General features: G+C 39.4%; 20 protein-coding genes. 16 read left to right on the plus strand and 4 right to left on the minus strand.

Going from position 1 to position 18,912, the window contains the following annotated elements; translation table 11 throughout:
* The first annotated feature begins 109 nt into the window (after nucleotides 1-109).
* The 12 genes from tssD (at nucleotide 110) to ABIB30_RS23525 (ending at nucleotide 12,440) form a co-directional block, all read left to right on the plus strand.
* Entirely contained in the window at nucleotides 110-505 is a 396-nt protein-coding gene (gene tssD / locus ABIB30_RS23470; RefSeq protein WP_354305486.1) for a type VI secretion system tube protein TssD, read from the plus strand.
* Nucleotides 506-525: 20 nt separating this feature from the next.
* Nucleotides 526-1,137 carry a hypothetical protein gene (locus ABIB30_RS23475; RefSeq protein ID WP_354305487.1) on the plus strand — a complete coding sequence of 204 codons (612 nt, stop codon included), beginning with the start codon at nucleotides 526-528 and terminating at the stop codon, nucleotides 1,135-1,137.
* A gap of 32 nt (nucleotides 1,138-1,169) precedes the next feature.
* Entirely contained in the window at nucleotides 1,170-3,005 is a 1,836-nt protein-coding gene (locus ABIB30_RS23480) for a type VI secretion system Vgr family protein (RefSeq protein WP_354305488.1), read from the plus strand.
* Between the two features lie 2 nt (nucleotides 3,006-3,007).
* Entirely contained in the window at nucleotides 3,008-4,510 is a 1,503-nt protein-coding gene (locus ABIB30_RS23485) for a phospholipase effector Tle1 domain-containing protein (protein WP_354305489.1), read from the plus strand.
* 70 nt (nucleotides 4,511-4,580) lie between these two features.
* On the plus strand, nucleotides 4,581-5,537 hold the full coding sequence (locus ABIB30_RS23490; protein WP_354305490.1) for a DUF2931 family protein: 957 nt from the start codon (nucleotides 4,581-4,583) through the stop codon (nucleotides 5,535-5,537).
* A 2-nt stretch (nucleotides 5,538-5,539) separates the two neighbouring features.
* Complete coding sequence (locus tag ABIB30_RS23495; RefSeq protein WP_354305491.1) at nucleotides 5,540-6,529, plus strand: hypothetical protein; 990 nt, start codon at nucleotides 5,540-5,542, stop codon at nucleotides 6,527-6,529.
* Nucleotides 6,530-6,544: 15 nt separating this feature from the next.
* Complete coding sequence (locus ABIB30_RS23500; protein WP_068406003.1) at nucleotides 6,545-7,021, plus strand: DUF4280 domain-containing protein; 477 nt, start codon at nucleotides 6,545-6,547, stop codon at nucleotides 7,019-7,021.
* A gap of 1 nt (nucleotide 7,022) precedes the next feature.
* The gene (locus tag ABIB30_RS23505) at nucleotides 7,023-9,791 is read left to right on the plus strand and encodes an OmpA family protein (protein ID WP_354305492.1); all 2,769 of its coding nucleotides are present in this window, start codon (nucleotides 7,023-7,025) and stop codon (nucleotides 9,789-9,791) included.
* Nucleotides 9,792-9,793: 2 nt separating this feature from the next.
* Entirely contained in the window at nucleotides 9,794-10,432 is a 639-nt protein-coding gene (locus tag ABIB30_RS23510; protein ID WP_354305493.1) for a hypothetical protein, read from the plus strand.
* Between the two features lie 26 nt (nucleotides 10,433-10,458).
* Nucleotides 10,459-11,103 (plus strand): hypothetical protein, encoded by a 645-nt coding sequence (locus tag ABIB30_RS23515; protein WP_354305494.1) that lies wholly within the window; start codon nucleotides 10,459-10,461, stop codon nucleotides 11,101-11,103.
* A gap of 7 nt (nucleotides 11,104-11,110) precedes the next feature.
* Complete coding sequence (locus ABIB30_RS23520) at nucleotides 11,111-11,884, plus strand: hypothetical protein (RefSeq protein WP_354305495.1); 774 nt, start codon at nucleotides 11,111-11,113, stop codon at nucleotides 11,882-11,884.
* A gap of 145 nt (nucleotides 11,885-12,029) precedes the next feature.
* Complete coding sequence (locus ABIB30_RS23525; RefSeq protein WP_354305496.1) at nucleotides 12,030-12,440, plus strand: BrxA/BrxB family bacilliredoxin; 411 nt, start codon at nucleotides 12,030-12,032, stop codon at nucleotides 12,438-12,440.
* 106 nt (nucleotides 12,441-12,546) lie between these two features.
* Here the strand turns inward: ABIB30_RS23525 and cdaA are convergent, their stop codons facing one another.
* On the minus strand, nucleotides 12,547-13,338 hold the full coding sequence (gene cdaA / locus ABIB30_RS23530; protein ID WP_068406022.1) for a diadenylate cyclase CdaA: 792 nt from the start codon (nucleotides 13,336-13,338) through the stop codon (nucleotides 12,547-12,549).
* 21 nt (nucleotides 13,339-13,359) lie between these two features.
* The gene (gene folP, locus ABIB30_RS23535) at nucleotides 13,360-14,217 is read right to left on the minus strand and encodes a dihydropteroate synthase (RefSeq protein ID WP_354305518.1); all 858 of its coding nucleotides are present in this window, start codon (nucleotides 14,215-14,217) and stop codon (nucleotides 13,360-13,362) included.
* 126 nt (nucleotides 14,218-14,343) lie between these two features.
* Here folP and ABIB30_RS23540 point away from each other — a divergent pair, with 126 nt between their 5' ends.
* The 4 genes from ABIB30_RS23540 to ABIB30_RS23555 are packed head-to-tail and all read left to right on the plus strand — an operon-like array spanning nucleotide 14,344 to nucleotide 17,637.
* Nucleotides 14,344-14,886 carry a DUF1599 domain-containing protein gene (locus tag ABIB30_RS23540; protein WP_354305497.1) on the plus strand — a complete coding sequence of 181 codons (543 nt, stop codon included), beginning with the start codon at nucleotides 14,344-14,346 and terminating at the stop codon, nucleotides 14,884-14,886.
* 29 nt (nucleotides 14,887-14,915) lie between these two features.
* Nucleotides 14,916-16,067: a BT_3928 family protein gene (locus tag ABIB30_RS23545; RefSeq protein ID WP_354305498.1), complete on the plus strand. Its 1,152-nt coding sequence runs from the start codon at nucleotides 14,916-14,918 to the stop codon at nucleotides 16,065-16,067.
* Nucleotides 16,068-16,072: 5 nt separating this feature from the next.
* Nucleotides 16,073-17,131: an ABC transporter permease gene (locus ABIB30_RS23550; RefSeq protein ID WP_354305499.1), complete on the plus strand. Its 1,059-nt coding sequence runs from the start codon at nucleotides 16,073-16,075 to the stop codon at nucleotides 17,129-17,131.
* Nucleotides 17,131-17,637, plus strand: a complete 507-nt coding sequence (locus ABIB30_RS23555; RefSeq protein ID WP_354305500.1) for a shikimate kinase — start codon at nucleotides 17,131-17,133, stop codon at nucleotides 17,635-17,637. The genes ABIB30_RS23550 and ABIB30_RS23555 overlap by 1 nt, the downstream gene beginning before the upstream one ends.
* On the opposite strand, the gene ABIB30_RS23560 is transcribed toward ABIB30_RS23555, so the two are convergent.
* Nucleotides 17,634-18,032, minus strand: a complete 399-nt coding sequence (locus tag ABIB30_RS23560) for an acyl-CoA thioesterase (RefSeq protein WP_354305501.1) — start codon at nucleotides 18,030-18,032, stop codon at nucleotides 17,634-17,636. The two genes, ABIB30_RS23555 and ABIB30_RS23560, sit on opposite strands and share 4 nt — an antisense overlap.
* A 66-nt stretch (nucleotides 18,033-18,098) precedes the next feature.
* The gene (locus ABIB30_RS23565; protein WP_354305502.1) at nucleotides 18,099-18,908 is read right to left on the minus strand and encodes a tRNA pseudouridine synthase A; all 810 of its coding nucleotides are present in this window, start codon (nucleotides 18,906-18,908) and stop codon (nucleotides 18,099-18,101) included.
* Nucleotides 18,909-18,912 lie beyond the last annotated feature (4 nt).

Below are 18,912 nucleotides of genomic sequence, written 5' to 3' on the forward strand. Positions count from 1 at the left end.
CTTAAGCCAGCTTATTAATCCATAGCTTTGAATGCCGGAACTGCCGGATTCTTTTCGATCGGATCAAATCAATTCAAATCATTAGTAATACCATTTAACTCATACGATTATGGCTTTTAAAACCAGACTAACTCTAGGCGCTAAGGAATTCGATGTACTGCAATGCAGTTTCTCCTTAAATAGAGATGTAGATGCCAAAGGACGTCCGTCTTCAGGTGTTTATGGTGGGTCTATTCACCTTGAAATAGAATCAACTGAAGATACTTCAGTTATCGAATCCATGGTAAATAATCAATATAAACCATTAGCAGGCACGATCATCTTTAAAAAAGGCGAAGAAGATGCAAAGATGAAAGAGCTTTCATTTGAAGATGGGTATATCATTCAGTACAATGAAGGAATTGCCGTTAATGACAATACACCAATGACACTGAGTTTTGTCATTTCTGCCAGAAAACTAAAACTTGGAAATGCTGAGCATACCAATGACTGGCCAAAAGCTTAATGTTCTCTTAGTTATCATCTATGTTACGCTACAAAAAAGATACGCCTTATTTCTCCATCTTGTTCGACCTTGAAAAAAATGATTTTAAAGTTGTGCAAAGATGGAGATATAACTGGAACAACGTTCCGGGTACCAGCAGGTGGACGTATACCGAAACCAAAGATTTCCACAGAAAGGTAGAAAGACTGATCCGGTCTGTCTGGGGAGGAAAATTGCACATCAAAATTATTCCCGGATCAACCTTACCCATGAATTATCTGGCCGCACCTATTAAAACTTCTTTCGAAGTAAACTGGGTCATGGACAATAGCGCACACTGGACAGCAGCAATTCACAAGACAAATCCAAATACCTATCAGAAAGGGGATATCCGCTGGGACGCAAGGAAACTAAGTCTCGACAACCCTGATCAATCTCCTATAAACCACAAGTTTGCCCATACAGGTAGTGGGGTACTTTACACACCAGGTACTTATCTGGAACAGGGAGTGTCCTGGGAAAATACCCTGAATGACTTTCCCGGAATTATGAATACCGGAACAGAACTCAAAAGAAGACATCTTGATTTTATAAGACAAACTATTAACGGGTTAGTGCCGGGAATGAATTTCGAACTGAGTTATGGAAAATAATACCAACAAAAATAACAGCTAATTTCTGCAAGATGGAAAAGAAAATAAATCTGGAAATACATATTGATGATACTGCAATTGTTCATTTTAACTCGCTGAGTATTACTCAGGCGTTTAACCGTCACCATGAATTTGAGCTCATCATTAACCAGGATGTGATTGAACAAACCGGAGGATTTAAAATTGATCAGTCGAAAACATGGGTAGGCAAAAGTTTTATCGTCAGTATTGATAAAGGGAACATGGACTTTAAAGGGGTGGTTTGCGAAGTTAATCTGACGCAAAGCCATGGCTTGAGAGGTAACTTGATCATCAAAGGGTTTTCTCCGACAATCTTGCTGGAAACTGGTGGAAATCTCATCTCTTACAGCGATATGAAGCTGGATCAGATTGTGAAAAAAGTTACCGATACGCTGCCAACAAATGAAATGGAGTTTGCAATTAAGCCTGCTTATAAAGAAGGACTGAAATACATTACTCAGTTTAAAGAAAGCAATTTTGCCTTTATAAACAGGTTGAGTTCAGAATATGGTGAGTTCTTCTTTTATGATGGAAAGACACTTCATTTTGGAATGCCAGCTAACCAGCGTACAGTTTCACTGGTACATGGCCAGAACCTGAATTTTATGAATATGGCAGTGAGGATTCAGCCTATGAATTTCTCTTATTATTCTTACCGCTCTCAGGAAGATAATACACTGGCTACCAACTCTGCCAACCAGAGTAAAGGGCTTAATGATTTTTCACAGCATGCTTTTAAGGAATCCACTACCGTATTTGACAGTAAAGTAAATACGCCGGTCAAGCCAAGGGTAGATAATAAAAGTCAGCTGGAACAGCTGGCAGATAAACATAAAGCGGCAATGGCTTCAAATCTTTCCGATCTTACCGGAGAGAGTACCAATACGGCTTTAAATATCGGAAGCATTGCTGATGTGCAGGTTTCCCATAAAATAGGATCGGCAAGTTTTAACCAGGATTCTGTAGGCAAGTTTTTAGTGACAGAAATCAGCCATCATATTGATGGTCTTGGCAGATATAACAACACTTTTAAAGGTGTTCCTTCGAATACAGAGGTTTTACCGGTGGCGCATATTCAAGCCCCTCAGGCAGAATCTCAGATCGCTATTGTAACCGATAACAATGATCCTTCGCAAACAGGCAGGATTAAAGTTCAGATGCTTTGGCAAAAAGACAATTCTACTACCGACTGGATCAGAGTACTAACTCCTGACGGGGGAAGCAGTGAGCCTTTTGCGAAAAACAGAGGTTATGTTTTCATTCCTGAAGTTGGAGATCAGGTGGTGGTAGGTTTCAGATATAATGACCCTGACAGACCTTTTGTAATGGGGAGTATTTTTCATGGAAATACAGGCGCCGGAGGTAAGGATGCGAATCACCTGAAAAGTATTACTACCAGAAGCGGGCATTTAGTCGAATTCAACGACGGACCTTCCGGACATGGAATTACGATCACAGATATCAACAAAAATCTGATCCATATTGATACCAGCGGAAACAATATTACCATTACTGCCAACGAAAACATGACTTTGAATTCGAAGAACATGCAAATCAATGTCGGAGAGAACCTGGACATTAACGTAGGTAAGAATATTGGAACACTCGCTGGCAATGACATGACCACACAGGTTGGCGTGAACAATACCATCAGTACCGGAGCAGATTATTCACTGACTGCTGCAAATATCAGCGAGGTTGCATTGGATGCTTTTAAGAGTGAAGCAACCAATATTACCAAGACTGCGGCAGGTGCACTCAGTATGAGTAGTTTAGAAGGAAGCATTACCAAACATGCTGCCAAAACAATTCATAATAATAGTGGGGAAAAAAGTAATCTCTTTTAATTATGGGAAATGGTAATATCACGAAAATTGCCAACGGGCATATGCAGGAAATGGCAAAACAGGAATATACTGCCTTTGCCAAGACTATACAGTCCAATGCTGCTCAAAAAGTAACAGAGAACTCTAAAGACGGGATTGTTTACGGAGAGCCTCAGCAAATGAAATACACCACAGTAGATGGCATAGACATTATTGCGGGTGTTTTCTTTGATGGTACTTTAAATAATATGACCAATACCAAAAACCATGACACTGGTAAAAATGAAGGGAGTTATGGAAATGATTTGTCTAATGTAGCGAGGTTACTTGCTTATTATAAAGAATCTGATAAGATTATTAAGACTTATACCGAAGGAATCGGAACGACGAATCTGGATTCAGATGATACGACTGGTTCGGGGTTCGGTGCTGGAAAAACAGGTATACCTAAGAAAGTGCTAAAAGGTTGTCAGCAACTGGCTGATCGTGTTGTAGCTAAAGCCACAAAGAAAAAGGTGAATACACTGACGATTGATGTATTTGGTTTTAGCAGAGGGGCAGCTGCCGCGAGAAATTTCATTTATGAGGTTACCCAGTCTGACTATCCATCTTACCAGGCAGGCACCGGTGTTAGATATGATATTCACGGGCAGGTGACTACCCTGGAAAGATTACCAAAAGGCGGAGAATTGGGGAAACTACTACTGAGCAAAGGTGTGAAAGTTACCAATATCATTATTCGTTTTGTGGGATTATTCGATACTGTATCCTCGTTTAATAAAAGTGGTTTTGTGATTTCTCCTGATTTTAGCAATGATGTGGGAGAACTGCATCTGGACAGACTTTTTAAAGCAGAAAAGGTGATTCATTTTACTGCTGAAAATGAGCACCGTAAATATTTCGCACTCACCCGTATCCAAAGTGCCGGAAAAAAAGGTATAGAGAAAGAACTACCGGGTGTACACTCTGATATTGGAGGCAGTTATCCGGATGAAACCGAATATGTAGATGAAATTCTGAATGGTGGCAGTGCAGTTTTAGAAGCGGAAAAAAACCGGCTGATTGCTGAAGGGTGGTATTTGGAAGAGCAACTGGAACTACATTCTGTAAGGCGCAAACTTTCAGGTACACGTGCGCTGAAAAAAAATTACAGTTATATCCCGCTTCATTTTATGTCGGAATTCGGATTGAAAGAACCAGTTCCTTTACCTTTTGATCAGGTTGGTGTAGAAGGTGAGTATAAATTAACCTATGCATTATTAGATGGGGTAAAAAAGAAGTTACATGGGTATGTATTCGGTAAGGAGCTTCCTTATAAATTCATGTACTACAAACAATTAATAGCAGATTATAATGCCAAAAAAATTAGTGCATTTGATTATAATACAGCATTAACTGAACAAAAGAACCTGAGATTACTGCGTAATCAATTCCTGCATTGGTCGGCTAATTATGATGGAATAGGAGGCCCTTTCCAGCCAAATATGGAGAACAACGTACGTAAAAGAATACCTTATGAAGGTTAAAATAATAACGATATTCCAGTTGATCGCAATTCAGCTGGTCTTAATTTTTCAATTATCATCTTGCCAGCGTATGCAGACAGAAGAATATAAGTGGATCCCAACAGTTGGAGCTCCACAGGAGTACCCGATCAGAATTATTGAAGGACAGTTTATTTCCAATCATGGTTATAGCCCCAATTTACCAAGATCTGCTTTTGTAAATATGGGTTGGGGAGATAATGGTGGGGTAATGGATGTTGGGCCGGAGAAAAGACCAGCACCAGACAGTCTGTCTTTAACCTGGTTGTCTTTTGCGGAGAATAAATTTTACCGCGGACGTTTTGCGCTGCCTCAGCAGGAAATAGCCCATCTTTTAAAAGATGGTTATCTTGATCATACAACTAATAAAAGAGAAGATTATAATTATTTAACACTGGGATTAACTCCTGGCGGTGGTATAGTTTTATGGCTTTCCGGAGGCCCTAAACAAATTGAGGTGGCTAAATTTCAGGCGAAAGAGGTGAAATTGACTGCACATGATTTAGATAAAGATTATACTTTCCTGTTCGAACCGGGATTTGTTAAAGACACTTACGAAAGAAATGCCCCTGTAGAAGTTCGTGAGCGTGTTGTGAAAGGCGAAATAAAGCCTGATCAGTTTGATATCTGGCAGAAGCGTTACAACTGGCATTTCACGGTGAATTCAAAGGCCGTTAAATTTTATGAGCTTAAACCTTTTTATTTTAACCAGGAATCAGAAGAGATTTTTGGAGATTCCCTGCTAAATAATCCGGTAGCGGAAAGAGCTTTACCAAGAGAGGTTATTGTAGCATGGATTGATAAGAAAGGGCAAAAAATGCTGACTACACTTGATTTTGATGAAAATGAACTCAGAATAGCATTTGCAAGAATTCCTGAAATGGGTAAAGCGGAACTTCATTTTGAAGTAAATCCGGATGAATATACCATTGCAGTTACTTTTAAAACAGGAACACAGGAAACTAAAATAACTAAACAGAAGGCAAAGACTGAACTTGAATCTGACTAAAGATGGAAAAGGTAGAATTCGTTGATCAGCACGCGCTTAAACTACAGCTCAAATCAGGTGATTTTTGCCGTAGTTATGGGGTGCAGTACACGTATTTATTAGGTGAAAAAGAGTATACGATAAAATTTAATCTCGACATCAGTTTTGTGAAAACTATGGTTGACCGGGCCAGGATTTTTAAGGTAGAAAGGACTTCCCCGGTTTTCCTGAATAATAAAGTTCCTGATCTGGTTGCTGATCAACTGGCTTATGAATGCGGAAAGGTATTTTATCCGTTGCTGCTGGAAATAGACTTTGATGGTCAGTATATAGGAGTCCATAATTATACAGAACTCATTAGCAGGTGGAGTGAAACTAAAAAGGCGGTACTGGAATATTTTCAGGGCGAAACCACAGAAAGGTATCTTGAACTCATGGAAGAAGCTATCTCTACGCCGGAGCGGGTGAGTGAGATTTTTAAAAACGAGTTGTTCTATTCGGTTTTCTTTGCTGCTGTTTACAAGTCTTACGGAGGTGAATTTAAGGTGGAAGAACAACTGTCCTTTCCAATCGCAGGCCGCGCAGCACCAGTGGAATTCAAAACCACACAAGAAGTCATCCCTTTTTTGAATGAGGCCAATTATATTGAAATACATCATCAGGGTACAGTGACCGACAAAAGAAGTAATGCTGACCTTTTAGAAGAGCAGAGTTTTCCTTTGGAACAGCTCCTGAATCCAAATGCTGCTGGTGCAACAGGAAATTATACAGCGAAGTATGTACTGGACCCATCAACCAGGTCAATCCGGTCAATTGTGGCTAAATGGATTCTTGAATTCAATATTCCTCAGGAAACAGAACTCAAAATATTTGAGTTGATTGAAGATGAAGAAGAAGAAATTAAAATTATAACAACTGAAAGTCAACAACGAGGAATGACATTCCTTGATGGGAATGCTTCGCAGAAAGGGAGAAAAGTAACAGATATTTTTAACTTTTTATGGGAGAAATAACTTAAACATAAAGACATGGCAGAAAAACATTTAGTAGTGGAGGGGGCAATGTGTATGTGTGATTTTGGCAAAAATCCTGACTTTTTAAAAGTGCTGACCCATAAACGTGAGTACGCAAATGATAAAAGCGGATCAACCAAGTACATTGCCAGTACCAAAGATATTGGTGCCACTTTTAAGCAGAATACGTTTGGCCCCTGTGCAAAACAGCTGGGCAAACCCTGTAATGCTATCGTTTTGGAATGGAAATATTTTTATGAACACACTACCTTAACCAATGGTGGTAAAATTATACTGGAAGATAGCAAGGCAACTTGTCCGATTGGCGGGCCTGATTGTATCAAGATAATTAAACATGGTCAGATTGCTGAACCGGGTGGACAGAATTTCAAAAATGCAGAGCCAAAAGTGAGCAAAGTATTAAATCCTGCGGTAGATCCCAGAGCGTTAACAGAAGAACCGGTTAGTATTGAAGGAATAATTTTTGAATAACATGGCGAAAACTGTAAAAGGACCAAAAAAGATTCGATTAAAAGCCGGAGAAAGTTATTTCCCCGGAACCACCAATGATAGTTTAGTACTGATCAAAGCTGATGTTGCGACTGCATTTGAGGTAGCAGAATGGTTTCCGGAAACTACTGAAGCGCAAAAAAATAACATCACCTGGTTATATGAAGATGTGAAGCGCAAAAAGGTTTTGATGGCTGCAAAAACTGGTGTTCCTGAAATCAGAGCATTATCCATTCCTAAAAAACTTTGCGGAAGTTCACCTATGTACTACCTGGAAGCAAGTTTAACAGGTTCAATTGACCTGAGTCTTCATGCGGGGATACTGGTTAGAGGTGTTTGCGAACCATCGATTGTGAGTTCAAGCTGGAGTAAAGAATATAAAGGAACATCCCTTGGGAAAGAACCGATCCGTTTTGGTGATGATGTCCATCTGAGATTATTTACTGAAGGGTTAAATGGAAACAGAGTTACGTTACAGTTCTTTAAAATGGAGTGGGGAGATGATTTTCCTGTGGATACTCTAAATAATATTTTATGTGAGAATGGAGAGGTTAATTTACTGATCAGGCATACTTTTTTATGGTATCCCAAACTTAAAACGGGCCCGGACGTTCAGGAGATTTATGTTAAAGTATTGGATCCGTTAACTCAAAAATTAGTGTTGGATAGCAAGAAGCAGGATATGCACGCCAGATTCCTGAGACTTAAAAATGCAGTTTCAACTTCGGCAGTAGCAAGTCCAACTAATCTTACTGTAGCTACAGTAGGGCCTCCACTGGAAAATCTGAAACAGGTAGATCATTGCCGGTATACTAAAATTGAGCTGATGGACCCTAAAGCGGTTCCGGTATTTGATGAAGGAAAGATCAACCTTGAAGGCGCAAAGAATTCTGAATTCTATCTGGATGAGAAAATCAATTATGCTTTTGATGAGTATAAGGTACGGGACAATGATAAAAAGAAGCTGGATAAGATTGCGGAGATTTTGATGAAGATCCCTTACACACCAGTAGAATTAGGATCACATACCGATCGTTTTGGTACCCCAGAGTACAATATGAAGCTTTCAGAAAAAAGGGCTAAAGCAGCAGTAGATTACCTGATTTCTAAAAATATTGATGCTTCCAGGATTTTTCCTAAAGGATATGGAAAAACGAAATTAGTAAACGCGGATGAAAATCTGAGTAAACAGGATAGTATCGTTAACCGCAGAACGACTATAAAACTTAAAATTTTTACGCATAACGCAGTAAGTATACAATATGAGACTATCGGGCCTGGCGAAAGTATCAAAAGAGAAATTCCGATAAAGATTTCAAACTTTAAAACTAAAGGTCTTTGTAATCTTGTTTCTACTCCGCATAAGTTAGAAGTTCCTTATGGTGATCTGCTGCCTGCCAAAGCAAGTACTACACTCAAGCTGGATGCAGCGGAAACTATTCATCCTAAGGTTTATTCTCCTTTGGATGAAAGGGCACATGCTTATGATTACATCTGGCCGATGAGCAGACAGGCGAATAAGTTCTACTATTATATCAATTCCTGCGCTTATTTTTCTGATCAGAATAAACCAACACTGGTGATCAATACTTATTCGGATATCAAATGGGTATTGACCTTTTTCTTAAACCTGACCAATGATCTAAGTGTGAAGTGGCAGAATTTTACGCCCGAACAGCATAGGGAGATGCAAAGCAGGGCTGGTAAACTGGGTGCTGAAAGAAGGTGGAAGCAAAAGGAAGCTTCTTTTGGTTTCGATTTGCAAAGTAATTGGAATATGGGCGGTGACGGAACATATGGCGGACATGATGAGTTTAAAAAACAACATGAAGGAAAGTTCAAAAAACTCTACAGTCTTTTTTCTGGTTTAAATTCTATTTCTGACGCGATTACTGCGCAGACCAAAGGAACAGTGAGGAATATCGGATTTAAAAATGGGCCGATCTCATTTGCTGTAAAACCACCTAATCTTTCTTTATCAGCAACCTGGCAATTGCAACGTGCTAAAAAGAAAGGTGCGCCTATGTCTAAAATAGGTACTCGGATAGATATTAATTTTAATGCAAATCCGCTGATTGGTCTGGAATTGACAATCGATCTGATTGGAACTGCTATTGGTCTTGTCGCTGGTGCTATTTCTGGTGGTTCTGCTGCTCCTGGAGCAGTAAGATTATACCAAAAGATTAAAGAGCAGCTTAAAAAAGGTTTGGATCTTGGAAATGATGATGTAGGATTTAAGGCTAGTGTAGATTTTTATATGGATCTGGTCATTACAAGTATGATCAATACTAAAATAGGTTTTGGATTTAATACAGTATCTGAAACTAAAGAAGATACCTTCAAATTGGAGGCAACCAGTACACTTGGTGTGGAGTTAAAAGCTGGTGTGATGATCAAAGGAGAACTTTCTATGTTGGTTGTTTCCGTAGATGGTTATTTTGAAGTTAAAGCAAAAGGCAGTGCCTCGATTACTTTCGGGCATGGTGTTTATTATGACTCAAAAGGATTAATGTATAAGCCTAAACTAGGATTTGATGGGCTGGATGCAGAGTATATAATTACTGCAAGTGTAGGATTAGCCACTAAAAAAGGTACACCTGCTGCGGATTTGGTAAAAGATCAAAAAGGAGATTGGGTACTTGCTGAAGGAAACTATAAAGAGGTGATCCCTAAATTTGATGTTATCAAAAGCTTAGAGGAAATTAGCGGGATAAGTATCCAGATTCCATTAATGAGAGGGGATGACGATTAATTATGAAAAAGACTATAATTTTAACACTTACACTGGTCACTGTTTTTATGATCAATATAATCAAAGCGCAAACTAAGTATGACCTTGAAAAACTGGCTTACCGAACTGCAATTACTGAGGTATTAAAAGGTAAAGATGCCTATCCTGAAGAACGGGAACTGGCAAGCTCTTTACCCTGTCTCACTACCAATAGCGTTAATAAATTCAAGTTTGGTAATGTTGAATTTACCAGAGGTGGGCAAAATGGAGCCAAATCTGATCTGAGCAGTACAGTTTCTTTCCTTTTTACTGATCAGAAGCATACAAAACTGGCCGGTCTGGTCATCAGGATATCGAAAAAAACAGAAGCTAAGAAACTTGGAAAATATATAGCTGCGAAATATGGAAAGGGAACTGTGCTTGCAGCTGTTCCAAAACCGCGCGCTAAAGGAGAGGTCCTTGGTTATCCAGCAGTGTTTTATGTAGATAAGAAAACGAATCAAACGATTGTTGTTGCTGATAATTATACCGAAATAGATGGCAAACCAGATTTTTCTACAGACTTATTTATACTGAACAATGGTATTAAAGTTGCTGAGGAGGGAAATACTTTCACTGTAGTAGAAAGAATAAAACAATCTTATAAAAGACTTCAGGAATAGGTTCAAAAAAACAAATTATAATTACGATGAAAACATCAATCTACTTAGCTTTAATTGTACTGATCAACTGCTCATGCAAAAGCGTGAAACCAGCAGAATTTGATCTGGCTGATATCAATTTTAAAGAGACCATAGGCCAGGCGTTAAAAGGCACGTCATTACCTGTAAAGGGAGGTAAAACTACCAGCTGGACACTGGCGCAATATGATATATTTGAAAGTGCAGATCCAAAATTAATGAAGTTTAATGGAGTTGACTTATCGGGGAAACTAGGTGATTCTGTGAACAGGGTCATTATTCATTATTCCCGTAAAGACAGTACGATTAGTTTTGTGGAGCTTAAAGTGTTCTCTGAACCACAGGTTAAAGCTCTTGCTGCCGCATTGGATCAAAAGTTAGGTAAAGCACCTTATCCAGGCGATGCGTATACCACTGTTTTTAGTGAAAACGTTCAGTATTTTAACCGGGTATGGATAGACCCAAAAACAACCATTGGTCATTTCTTTACGGATGCGATGTCAAAGGAGAAACATGAAGAGGCAAGATTGGCGATTCTGAACTATTCAAATTCTCAGGTATCGGAACTGGCCTCATTGAAGGGATATTCTTCAAGCATTAACCTGGATGTCCGTGAAGCCAGTAAACTACTTCCAAAAGCAAATAAAAAATAAAGATCTGATGAGACAACCCTATTATATGGTCGATTTCAGTGTGGCACATTGCATGTTTGAAATCCGCATTAACGACATTTCTGTAATGACACTGGATATTCCGGGGCAGGTTGCCTCTATGACTCCAGTGAATTTTTCTATCCTGGAAAGTGGTGTGCAAACTATTTCTGCAACTTTACTCCCGCATTCCGGAAAGCTGAGTCTTGACCCTGCCGCAATGCTTAAATTTAATATCAAGTTGTATGATGCAGAAAAGGATTTTGTATTTAAAGAGCAGCTGGTAACTTATCAATTTGCGCCAGTAAAAGAGGAACAAAAAATACCTGTTTTACGCCATCAGTTAACTTTTAATGCTACTGTCCCTTATCAGCTGAAAGGCTGGAAGGAGGGGACTAACCTGAAAGATGTGGAAGATATGAATGAGAAGTTGAGAACAGCTTATCAGCATATGGCTACCTTAATTAATAATAAGAGATATGATCATTTCAAAGAGGTGATTACTAACAGAGAACATATTATGGTCACTTCCATGTATATGAGCCCAAAACAGGCAAGCGCCAGGATTAATGGTTTAATAGAAGATTTTGAGGCTGGGTTTAAGGTAGCACCTATTCCTGCCAATGCTGTGCTGCAAACTTATGGAAACGGAAAAATAGCTGCTTTGAAGAAAATAAACGGCGAATCGGCTTTGTACCTGGTGAATGAAGAAACCAAAGAAGAGCTGATGCTCGATATGATGTTTTATATTCCGAAGGGAAAAGCGGCTTTTGAAATCATTTAATCCTGCCAGATTTGAATTTGCAACGCTGCGGGTTCAAAGTAATTTCAAGGTAAAAAACGATTCACTCCATGAGTAATCCTTTGATGCTATGTAACAGTGCAGTACCTTTGTATAGTAAAATTGAATAATATTAAAGCTTTTATATATGTATCCAGAATATTTAGTTGAACCGATGCGTGCAGAACTTACAAACGTAGGTTTTGAAGAAATGAAAACTGCAGAAGATGTGGACAACGCTATTTCTTCAGAAGGAACTGTTTTTGTAGTTGTGAATTCTGTTTGTGGCTGTGCAGCTTCAAATGCAAGACCTGCAGCAAAATTAGCAGCTGCGAATGAGAAACACCCTGATAAAATGATTACTGTTTTTGCAGGAATGGAAAAAGAAGCGGTAGATAGAGCAAGAAGCTATATGATGCCATTTCCTCCATCTTCTCCAGCTATGGCATTGTTCAAAGACGGTAAATTAGTACATATGATTGAGCGTCATCAAATTGAAGGACGTGCAGCTCAAATGATCGCTGATAACCTTAAAGGTGCTTTTGATCAATATTGCTAATTGATATCTTAAAAGATATGTCCGGTGTATACCGGTAAGGAGTCCGGTCTTTGTGCCGGATTTTTTATTGCGGCTGGATTTTTGATAACCCTGTTATTCGAACAGGTTAAAAATCCTTATTCAGTAGTTTTTCCAGTTCTCCGAAAGAAACATTCATCCTTACCCTGCCTTGTTTCGCATAAGCAATTTCACCAGTTTCTTCAGATACAATAACTGCAACTGCATCGGTAGTTTCTGACACACCAATTCCAGCGCGGTGACGTAAACCGAACTGCGGAGGCAATTTATCATTGTCTGTGAGCGGTAATATGCAGCTGGCACTTTTAATCTTATTCTCCGCAATAACTACAGCTCCATCATGCAGCGGGCTATATTTTTGAAATATACTTTCTAATAAACGTTTGGAGATTTTAGAATCTATCAATTCGCAGCTGTTAGCAAATAGCTGATCATCATAAAATTTAACGAATACAATCAAAGCCCCTGTTCTGGACTTTTTCATGCTTTTACAGGCATCGATAATAGGTTTAATCCTGACCAGGTTATCGCGTTCAATATCTTTGCTGCCAAATAAGTATCCCCACCAGGCTTTGTTTTTCTGCAGGAACGTGTTTTTACCAATCAACAGTAGGAAACGCCTGATCTCGGGCTGGAAAATCACAATCAATGCGATAATCCCTACACTCATGAATTTATTGATGATAGTTGATAGAAGACGCATATTCAGCGCATCTACCACAAACCACAGAATCAGAATGATGAACATACCCAGTAATAAATTAACTGCCAGGGTATTTTTAATCAGGTTATAAGTATAATAGATCAGGAAGGCAACGAACAAAATGTCCACCACATCCGTAACTGTTATCGTTAGAAAATCAAAGTCAAAGCCTTTCATTGTTGCCAAGTTAGGAAAATATTAAGATTGTTGCATTTTTTCGACAATTGAGATACATTCAACAGCAGCCTTTACATCATGTACACGTAAAATTACTGCCCCTTTTTGTAAGGCAATTGTATTTAAAACTGTCGTTCCGTTCAACGCTTCGTCGGCTGTAGTGCCTAATAATTTATAGATCATGGACTTCCTTGAAATGCCAACCAGCACCGGTAAGCCGAACACACCCAGGTTTTCCAGCTGATTCATTAACTGGTAATTGTGTGTCGTGTTTTTAGCAAAGCCGAAACCGGGATCCAGAATAATATCTTTAACACCGAGTGCCTTTAAAGCATTCACTTTTTCTGCAAGATAGTCCACTACTTCAAGCCCTATATTTTTATAAACAGGCTTTTGCTGCATAGTTTGTGGAGTACCCTGCATATGCATCAGAATATAAGGTACATTTAATGCCGCAACGGTCTCAAACATCAGTTCATCAAGGTTTCCTCCCGAAATGTCATTCACCACATGTGCTCCGGCTGCGATACTTTCTCTGGCGACTTTAGCGCGGAAAGTATCAATAGATAACTTAGCTTCCGGAAATCTTTTGCTGATCGCGGCTATTGCAGGGATCATTCTTCTGAGTTCTTCATCGGTAGTAACTCCTGCTGCTCCTGGACGGGAAGAATAGGCCCCGATATCGATAAAAGCAGCTCCTTCTTTCAGGCATATTTCTGCTCTTTCAAGAGCCGCATCTATAGAACCCATTCTGCTGTTGCTATAGAAAGAATCGGGGGTTAAATTCAAGATGCCCATTACACATGGACGGCTTAAATCCAGGAGTTCACCTTTTAGGTTAAGTGTTATTTTTCGGTTTAAAAATGTATCTTTAGCCATCATTCTGTACAAAAATACAGTATTAAAATAGCTTTAAACTAAGAAGCTGTTTAAATTTATCCGATAAATTTAAACGATTTCTAAGAGCCGTTTAAAATTTATCAGACTCTAAATATTTTAATTGTTTTGGCAACAAATACCTCACAAGAATTCGACTCAGTAATTGCGGTTTGTAAATCGCTTTTTTTAAAGAAAACCAAAGATTATGGAACGGCATGGCGCATTCTGCGTTTGTCTTCTATTACCGATCAGTTGTTCATCAAAGCGCAGCGTATCCGGACGCTGGAAGAAAAGAAAGTTTCTAAAGTTGGAGAGGGAATTATTCCTGAATATATTGGTATTATTAATTACTGTGTAATTGCGATGATGCAAAGTGAAATGACAGCGAATGATCCGAATGAATTGGAGCTGGCAAAAGTGGAAGCCCTGTTTGATCAAAAGGTAAAAGAGACCAAAGATTTAATGCTGGCCAAAAATCACGATTACGGTGAAGCCTGGAGAGATATGAGAGTTAGTTCTCTGACCGACCTTATCCTGATGAAAGTATTCAGAGTGAAACAAATTGAAGATAATCTTGGAGAGACTGTAGCCTCAGAAGGTGTGGTTGCCAACTATCAGGACATGCTGAACTATGCAGTTTTTGCACTGATCAGAATGGATGTGAAATAATATCAATACATAAAAATAGCTGTAAAAAGATGAACAAAGCCGCGCTGAATTTTTCAAGAATATTTGTAGGGATACTTTTTATTTTCTCCGGTCTGATCAAGGCCAACGATCCGCTGGGGTTCGGATATAAGTTAGAGGAATACTTTGATGTATTTCATATCTCTGTCTTTAGTCCATATGCGACAGGGATAGCTATCTTTCTTTGTGTGCTTGAAATTGTATTGGGTGCGCTATTGTTATTTGGTTTCTGGAGTAAGAAAGTAGCCGCAGGTCTGCTTGGGATCATTATCTTTTTTACTTTTCTGACCTTTGTTTCTGCTGCTTTTAAAGTAGTCACTTCTTGCGGCTGTTTCGGAGATGCTATTCCTTTAACGCCATGGCAATCTTTCTCAAAAGATCTGATCTTATTGGTCCTGATTGTTTACCTGTTTATCAACCGCAATAAAATATTACCACTCACTACAAATCCCGGCCAGCAAAAAATCGGCCTGATCGCTGTAGTTGCACTTTCTGTAATTTTCAGTATCTATACTTATACCTATCTTCCTATACTTGACTTTTTACCTTATAAAAAAGGAGCCAGCTTACCAGAGGCAATGAAAATTCCTGCTGGTGCAGAACCGGATCTTTATCTGATCATGTATAAGCTGAAAAATAAAGCAACCGGGGAGACCAAAGAAATGAGTGATAAAGATTATCTGAAAACAGAAATCTGGAAAGATAATAACTGGGAGATCGCAGGCCAGCCGGTACAGAAATTGATTAAGAAAGGATATGAAGCTAAAATCAAAGATCTGGTTATCAGCGATGCTTCAGGAACCGATTATACTAAAGAACTGATAGAAAATCCATATTATAATATTTTGATCGTTGCTTATAACCTCAATCATACAGATGAAGATGCTATAGGAAAATTGAATGCAATGACCTTGGATCTGACAGAACAGTTCAATATCCGGACAGTATTGCTGACTTCTAATTCTGCTCAGGATGCTGCGGTATTCAGTAAGCAACATAAGTTGTTTGCGGAAATATTTTATGCTGATGCTGTACCTTTAAAGAGTATGGTCAGAGCTAATCCTGGTATTGTGCTGATGAAAAACGGGGTTGTAATTAATAAATGGAGTTACCAGTCTCTACCTTCACTGGAGAAATTAAAAGCCACTTATTTCAATAAGTAACTCAGATGTGGTTTTACGCGCTCAGGAAATTCTGCTATGGGCTCGCTGTGATGGTGGGTGTAGTAGTTGTTGTATTTGTCCTGTTCAACCTCCTGCCTGGCGATCCGGCAAGGATGACACTGGGGCAGCGCGCTGACATACAATCTTTAGAAGCTGTGCGTAAAGAATTCGGGTTAGACCGCTCTAAGCCTATGCAATTTGTCCTGTTCCTGAATGACCTGTCCCCGGTTGGTTTGCATGAGGATAATAAACAGGCACAGGAAAAGTATCATTATGCGCGCTTGATCAGTTATTCTTCTGGAGTTATTGCCTTGAAATGGCCCTATCTGAGACGATCTTATCAAACAAAGCGGGAAGTATCGACAATATTATCCGAAACTGTCCCTAACACCTTTGTATTAGCTGCAACAGCTATGTTGTTTGCTACACTACTAGGTGTTTTATTGGGCGTACTCTCCGCAGTGTATAAAAATACCTGGATTGATCATTCGGTCAATGCATTTGCAATTATGGGGTTATCAGCTCCCTCTTTTTTTGCGGGTATTATTATTGCCTGGTTTTTCGGTTTTGTACTCGGCCCGTATACTGGCTTGAATATGTCCGGGAGTTTATATAGTTATGATCCCTTCAGGGGAGAAGTGCTGACGCTGAAAAACCTGGTATTGCCAGTGCTTACACTTGGCCTTCGCCCGCTGGCAATTATTGTACAGCTTACCAGGACAGCAATGCTTGATATATTGGCGCAAGATTATATCCGCACTGCAAGTGCCAAAGGCTTGGGACGTAATGCTATTATTTATAAACATGCTTTAAAGAATGCGATGAATCCTGTAATCACGGCAATTTCCGGATGGTTTGCTTCTTTGCTTGCCGGTTCTTTCTTTGTGGAATATATTTTTGGTTATAATGGATTAGGCAGGGCTACGGTCAGAGCTTTGGAGATGTCAGATTTCCCTGTAGTGATGGGATCGATTCTTTTTATTGCACTGGTATTCGTAGTAATTAATATTTTTGTAGATGTATTGTACGCTCTTGTTGACCCAAGAGTAAAATTGAATAATTAATGAAGATATTTCTGATTGGTTTTATGGGATGCGGCAAGAGTACGCTGGGAAGAAAATTAGCGACTAAACTTGGTTATGATCTGATTGATCTGGATCACCAGATTGAGAAAAATACAGGACTTGCCGTAGGTGATTATTTTTCAACCCATGGAGAGAAAGCCTTCCGTAAATTGGAAAGTGAAACACTTCAGTCTTTTAATTATCCAAAAAACTGCATAATCGCGACGGGCGGGGGCACACCATGCTTCTTTGATAATATAGATTGGATGAATGCCAATGGCACAACGATCTATATTGAGATGCCGCCAACTGCATTGGCTAAACGCCTGGAAAGTGGAATAGCCAAGCGTCCGCTGCTGCGTAATCTGACTACCGAAGGAGTACTTGAATTTATTGAAGGTAAACTGGCTGAACGTGAGCCGTTTTATGCTAAAGCAACATTGGTGATGAGCGGAATCAGCTTGACCGCCGACGATATTCGCGCAGAAATCCTGGCCCGGAACTAATTATCTTCGGCAGCGAACTGCTCTTCTATAAATTTGATCTCTGTTCTGCCGTGTGCGACAGGATTGCCATATTCATCAACGTTTACGAACACCATTTTATCAATTGTTAAAATACTTTTTCTGGTAATCTTGTTGCGGACTTCACAACGCATCGTCAAAGAGGTATTGCCAAAAGCGATTGCAGTAATCCCCATTTCAATAATATCTCCCTGTTTTGCAGAGCTGACAAAGTTGATCTCCGAAATATATTTGGTCACAACTCTTGGATTGCCTAGTTGAACAATAGCGTAAATTGCCGCTTCTTCATCTATCCATCTTAACAAACTACCGCCAAATAAGCTTCCATTAGGATTTAAGTCTTCGGGTTTGATCCATTTTCTGGTGTGGAAATTCATAATCTTTAAATTTCCACAAAAATAAGAGTTTCTAAATGCGCGAATCTCACCTGAGCGTAAATAATATCAGAGTGCTTTCCAGTTTGTATCTGCGTGTTTTTGAAGTACAGCAGAGAAATCGACTCTTGGCGGAAGGTTCAGGTAGGGGTAAGTTACTTTAGAAAGGTACAATCCCTGCGGATGTGCAGGAGTAATCAATGCGGGGGTTTTTCTGCTGATCAGATGGCTTTCAAATTCGTCCACGCTGAGTGTTCCCTGTCCGATTTTTAAAAGCTGACCCATAATAATACGGATCATTTTTCCTAAAAACCGGTTAGAAGAGATCTGAAATCTCATTTTCTCCCCTTTTTCATCGACCATTAAGCTGGCAGATCTTACATAACATAAAGTATGCTCATATTTATCGGGACTCGTACAAAAGGCGCGATAGTCTTTGTATTGCGGGAGTAAAGCGACTGCTGCTTTCATTTGGTCCCATTGCAGATTCTCCAGCAGATAGTAAGAGCTCAAGCCATTTAAAAAGGGATCTTTATAAGTATGCAGAAAATAATCATAAGCACGCTGTACTGCATCAAACCGGGCATGGGGTAGACCTTCCATCGGTATAATATCGTAAACCGCAATATTCAATGGGAGTAGTTTATTGAGCCTGAAGATCAGATCAAAATCCCATGGCTGCTCAATATCCATATGGAAAAAGAACTGGCTGGCATGAACCTGCGCATCTGTACGGCCGCATCCATTAATGAAGACGGGTACCTTAAAAATCTGTGTCAGGGCGTTTTCTATCACGCCTTGGATATTCAATACATTCAGCTGTTTTTGCCACCCATTGTATTGTAAACCATTGTAACTGATGTGTACGAAGTATCTCAACCGC

It is taken from the genome of Pedobacter sp. UYP1 (assembly GCF_040547305.1).
In the GTDB taxonomy this organism is placed as follows: domain Bacteria; phylum Bacteroidota; class Bacteroidia; order Sphingobacteriales; family Sphingobacteriaceae; genus Pedobacter.

Bases quoted from the DNA above. Each gene is read 5' to 3' on its own strand.
- ABIB30_RS23485 (WP_354305489.1), top strand. From the start codon at position 3,008: ATGGGAAATGGTAATATCACGAAAATTGCCAACGGGCATATGCAGGAA.
- ABIB30_RS23550 (WP_354305499.1), top strand. From the start codon at position 16,073: ATGTGGTTTTACGCGCTCAGGAAATTCTGCTATGGGCTCGCTGTGATG.
- ABIB30_RS23510 (WP_354305493.1), top strand. From the start codon at position 9,794: ATGAAAAAGACTATAATTTTAACACTTACACTGGTCACTGTTTTTATG.
- ABIB30_RS23490 (WP_354305490.1), top strand. From the start codon at position 4,581: ATGCAGACAGAAGAATATAAGTGGATCCCAACAGTTGGAGCTCCACAG.
- ABIB30_RS23555 (WP_354305500.1), top strand. From the start codon at position 17,131: ATGAAGATATTTCTGATTGGTTTTATGGGATGCGGCAAGAGTACGCTG.
- ABIB30_RS23505 (WP_354305492.1), top strand. From the start codon at position 7,023: ATGGCGAAAACTGTAAAAGGACCAAAAAAGATTCGATTAAAAGCCGGA.
- ABIB30_RS23475 (WP_354305487.1), top strand. From the start codon at position 526: ATGTTACGCTACAAAAAAGATACGCCTTATTTCTCCATCTTGTTCGAC.
- cdaA (WP_068406022.1), bottom strand. From the start codon at position 13,338: ATGAAAGGCTTTGACTTTGATTTTCTAACGATAACAGTTACGGATGTG.
- ABIB30_RS23480 (WP_354305488.1), top strand. From the start codon at position 1,170: ATGGAAAAGAAAATAAATCTGGAAATACATATTGATGATACTGCAATT.
- ABIB30_RS23495 (WP_354305491.1), top strand. From the start codon at position 5,540: ATGGAAAAGGTAGAATTCGTTGATCAGCACGCGCTTAAACTACAGCTC.
- ABIB30_RS23520 (WP_354305495.1), top strand. From the start codon at position 11,111: ATGAGACAACCCTATTATATGGTCGATTTCAGTGTGGCACATTGCATG.
- ABIB30_RS23560 (WP_354305501.1), bottom strand. From the start codon at position 18,032: ATGAATTTCCACACCAGAAAATGGATCAAACCCGAAGACTTAAATCCT.
- ABIB30_RS23500 (WP_068406003.1), top strand. From the start codon at position 6,545: ATGGCAGAAAAACATTTAGTAGTGGAGGGGGCAATGTGTATGTGTGAT.
- ABIB30_RS23515 (WP_354305494.1), top strand. From the start codon at position 10,459: ATGAAAACATCAATCTACTTAGCTTTAATTGTACTGATCAACTGCTCA.
- ABIB30_RS23525 (WP_354305496.1), top strand. From the start codon at position 12,030: ATGTATCCAGAATATTTAGTTGAACCGATGCGTGCAGAACTTACAAAC.
- tssD (WP_354305486.1), top strand. From the start codon at position 110: ATGGCTTTTAAAACCAGACTAACTCTAGGCGCTAAGGAATTCGATGTA.
- ABIB30_RS23545 (WP_354305498.1), top strand. From the start codon at position 14,916: ATGAACAAAGCCGCGCTGAATTTTTCAAGAATATTTGTAGGGATACTT.
- folP (WP_354305518.1), bottom strand. From the start codon at position 14,217: ATGGCTAAAGATACATTTTTAAACCGAAAAATAACACTTAACCTAAAA.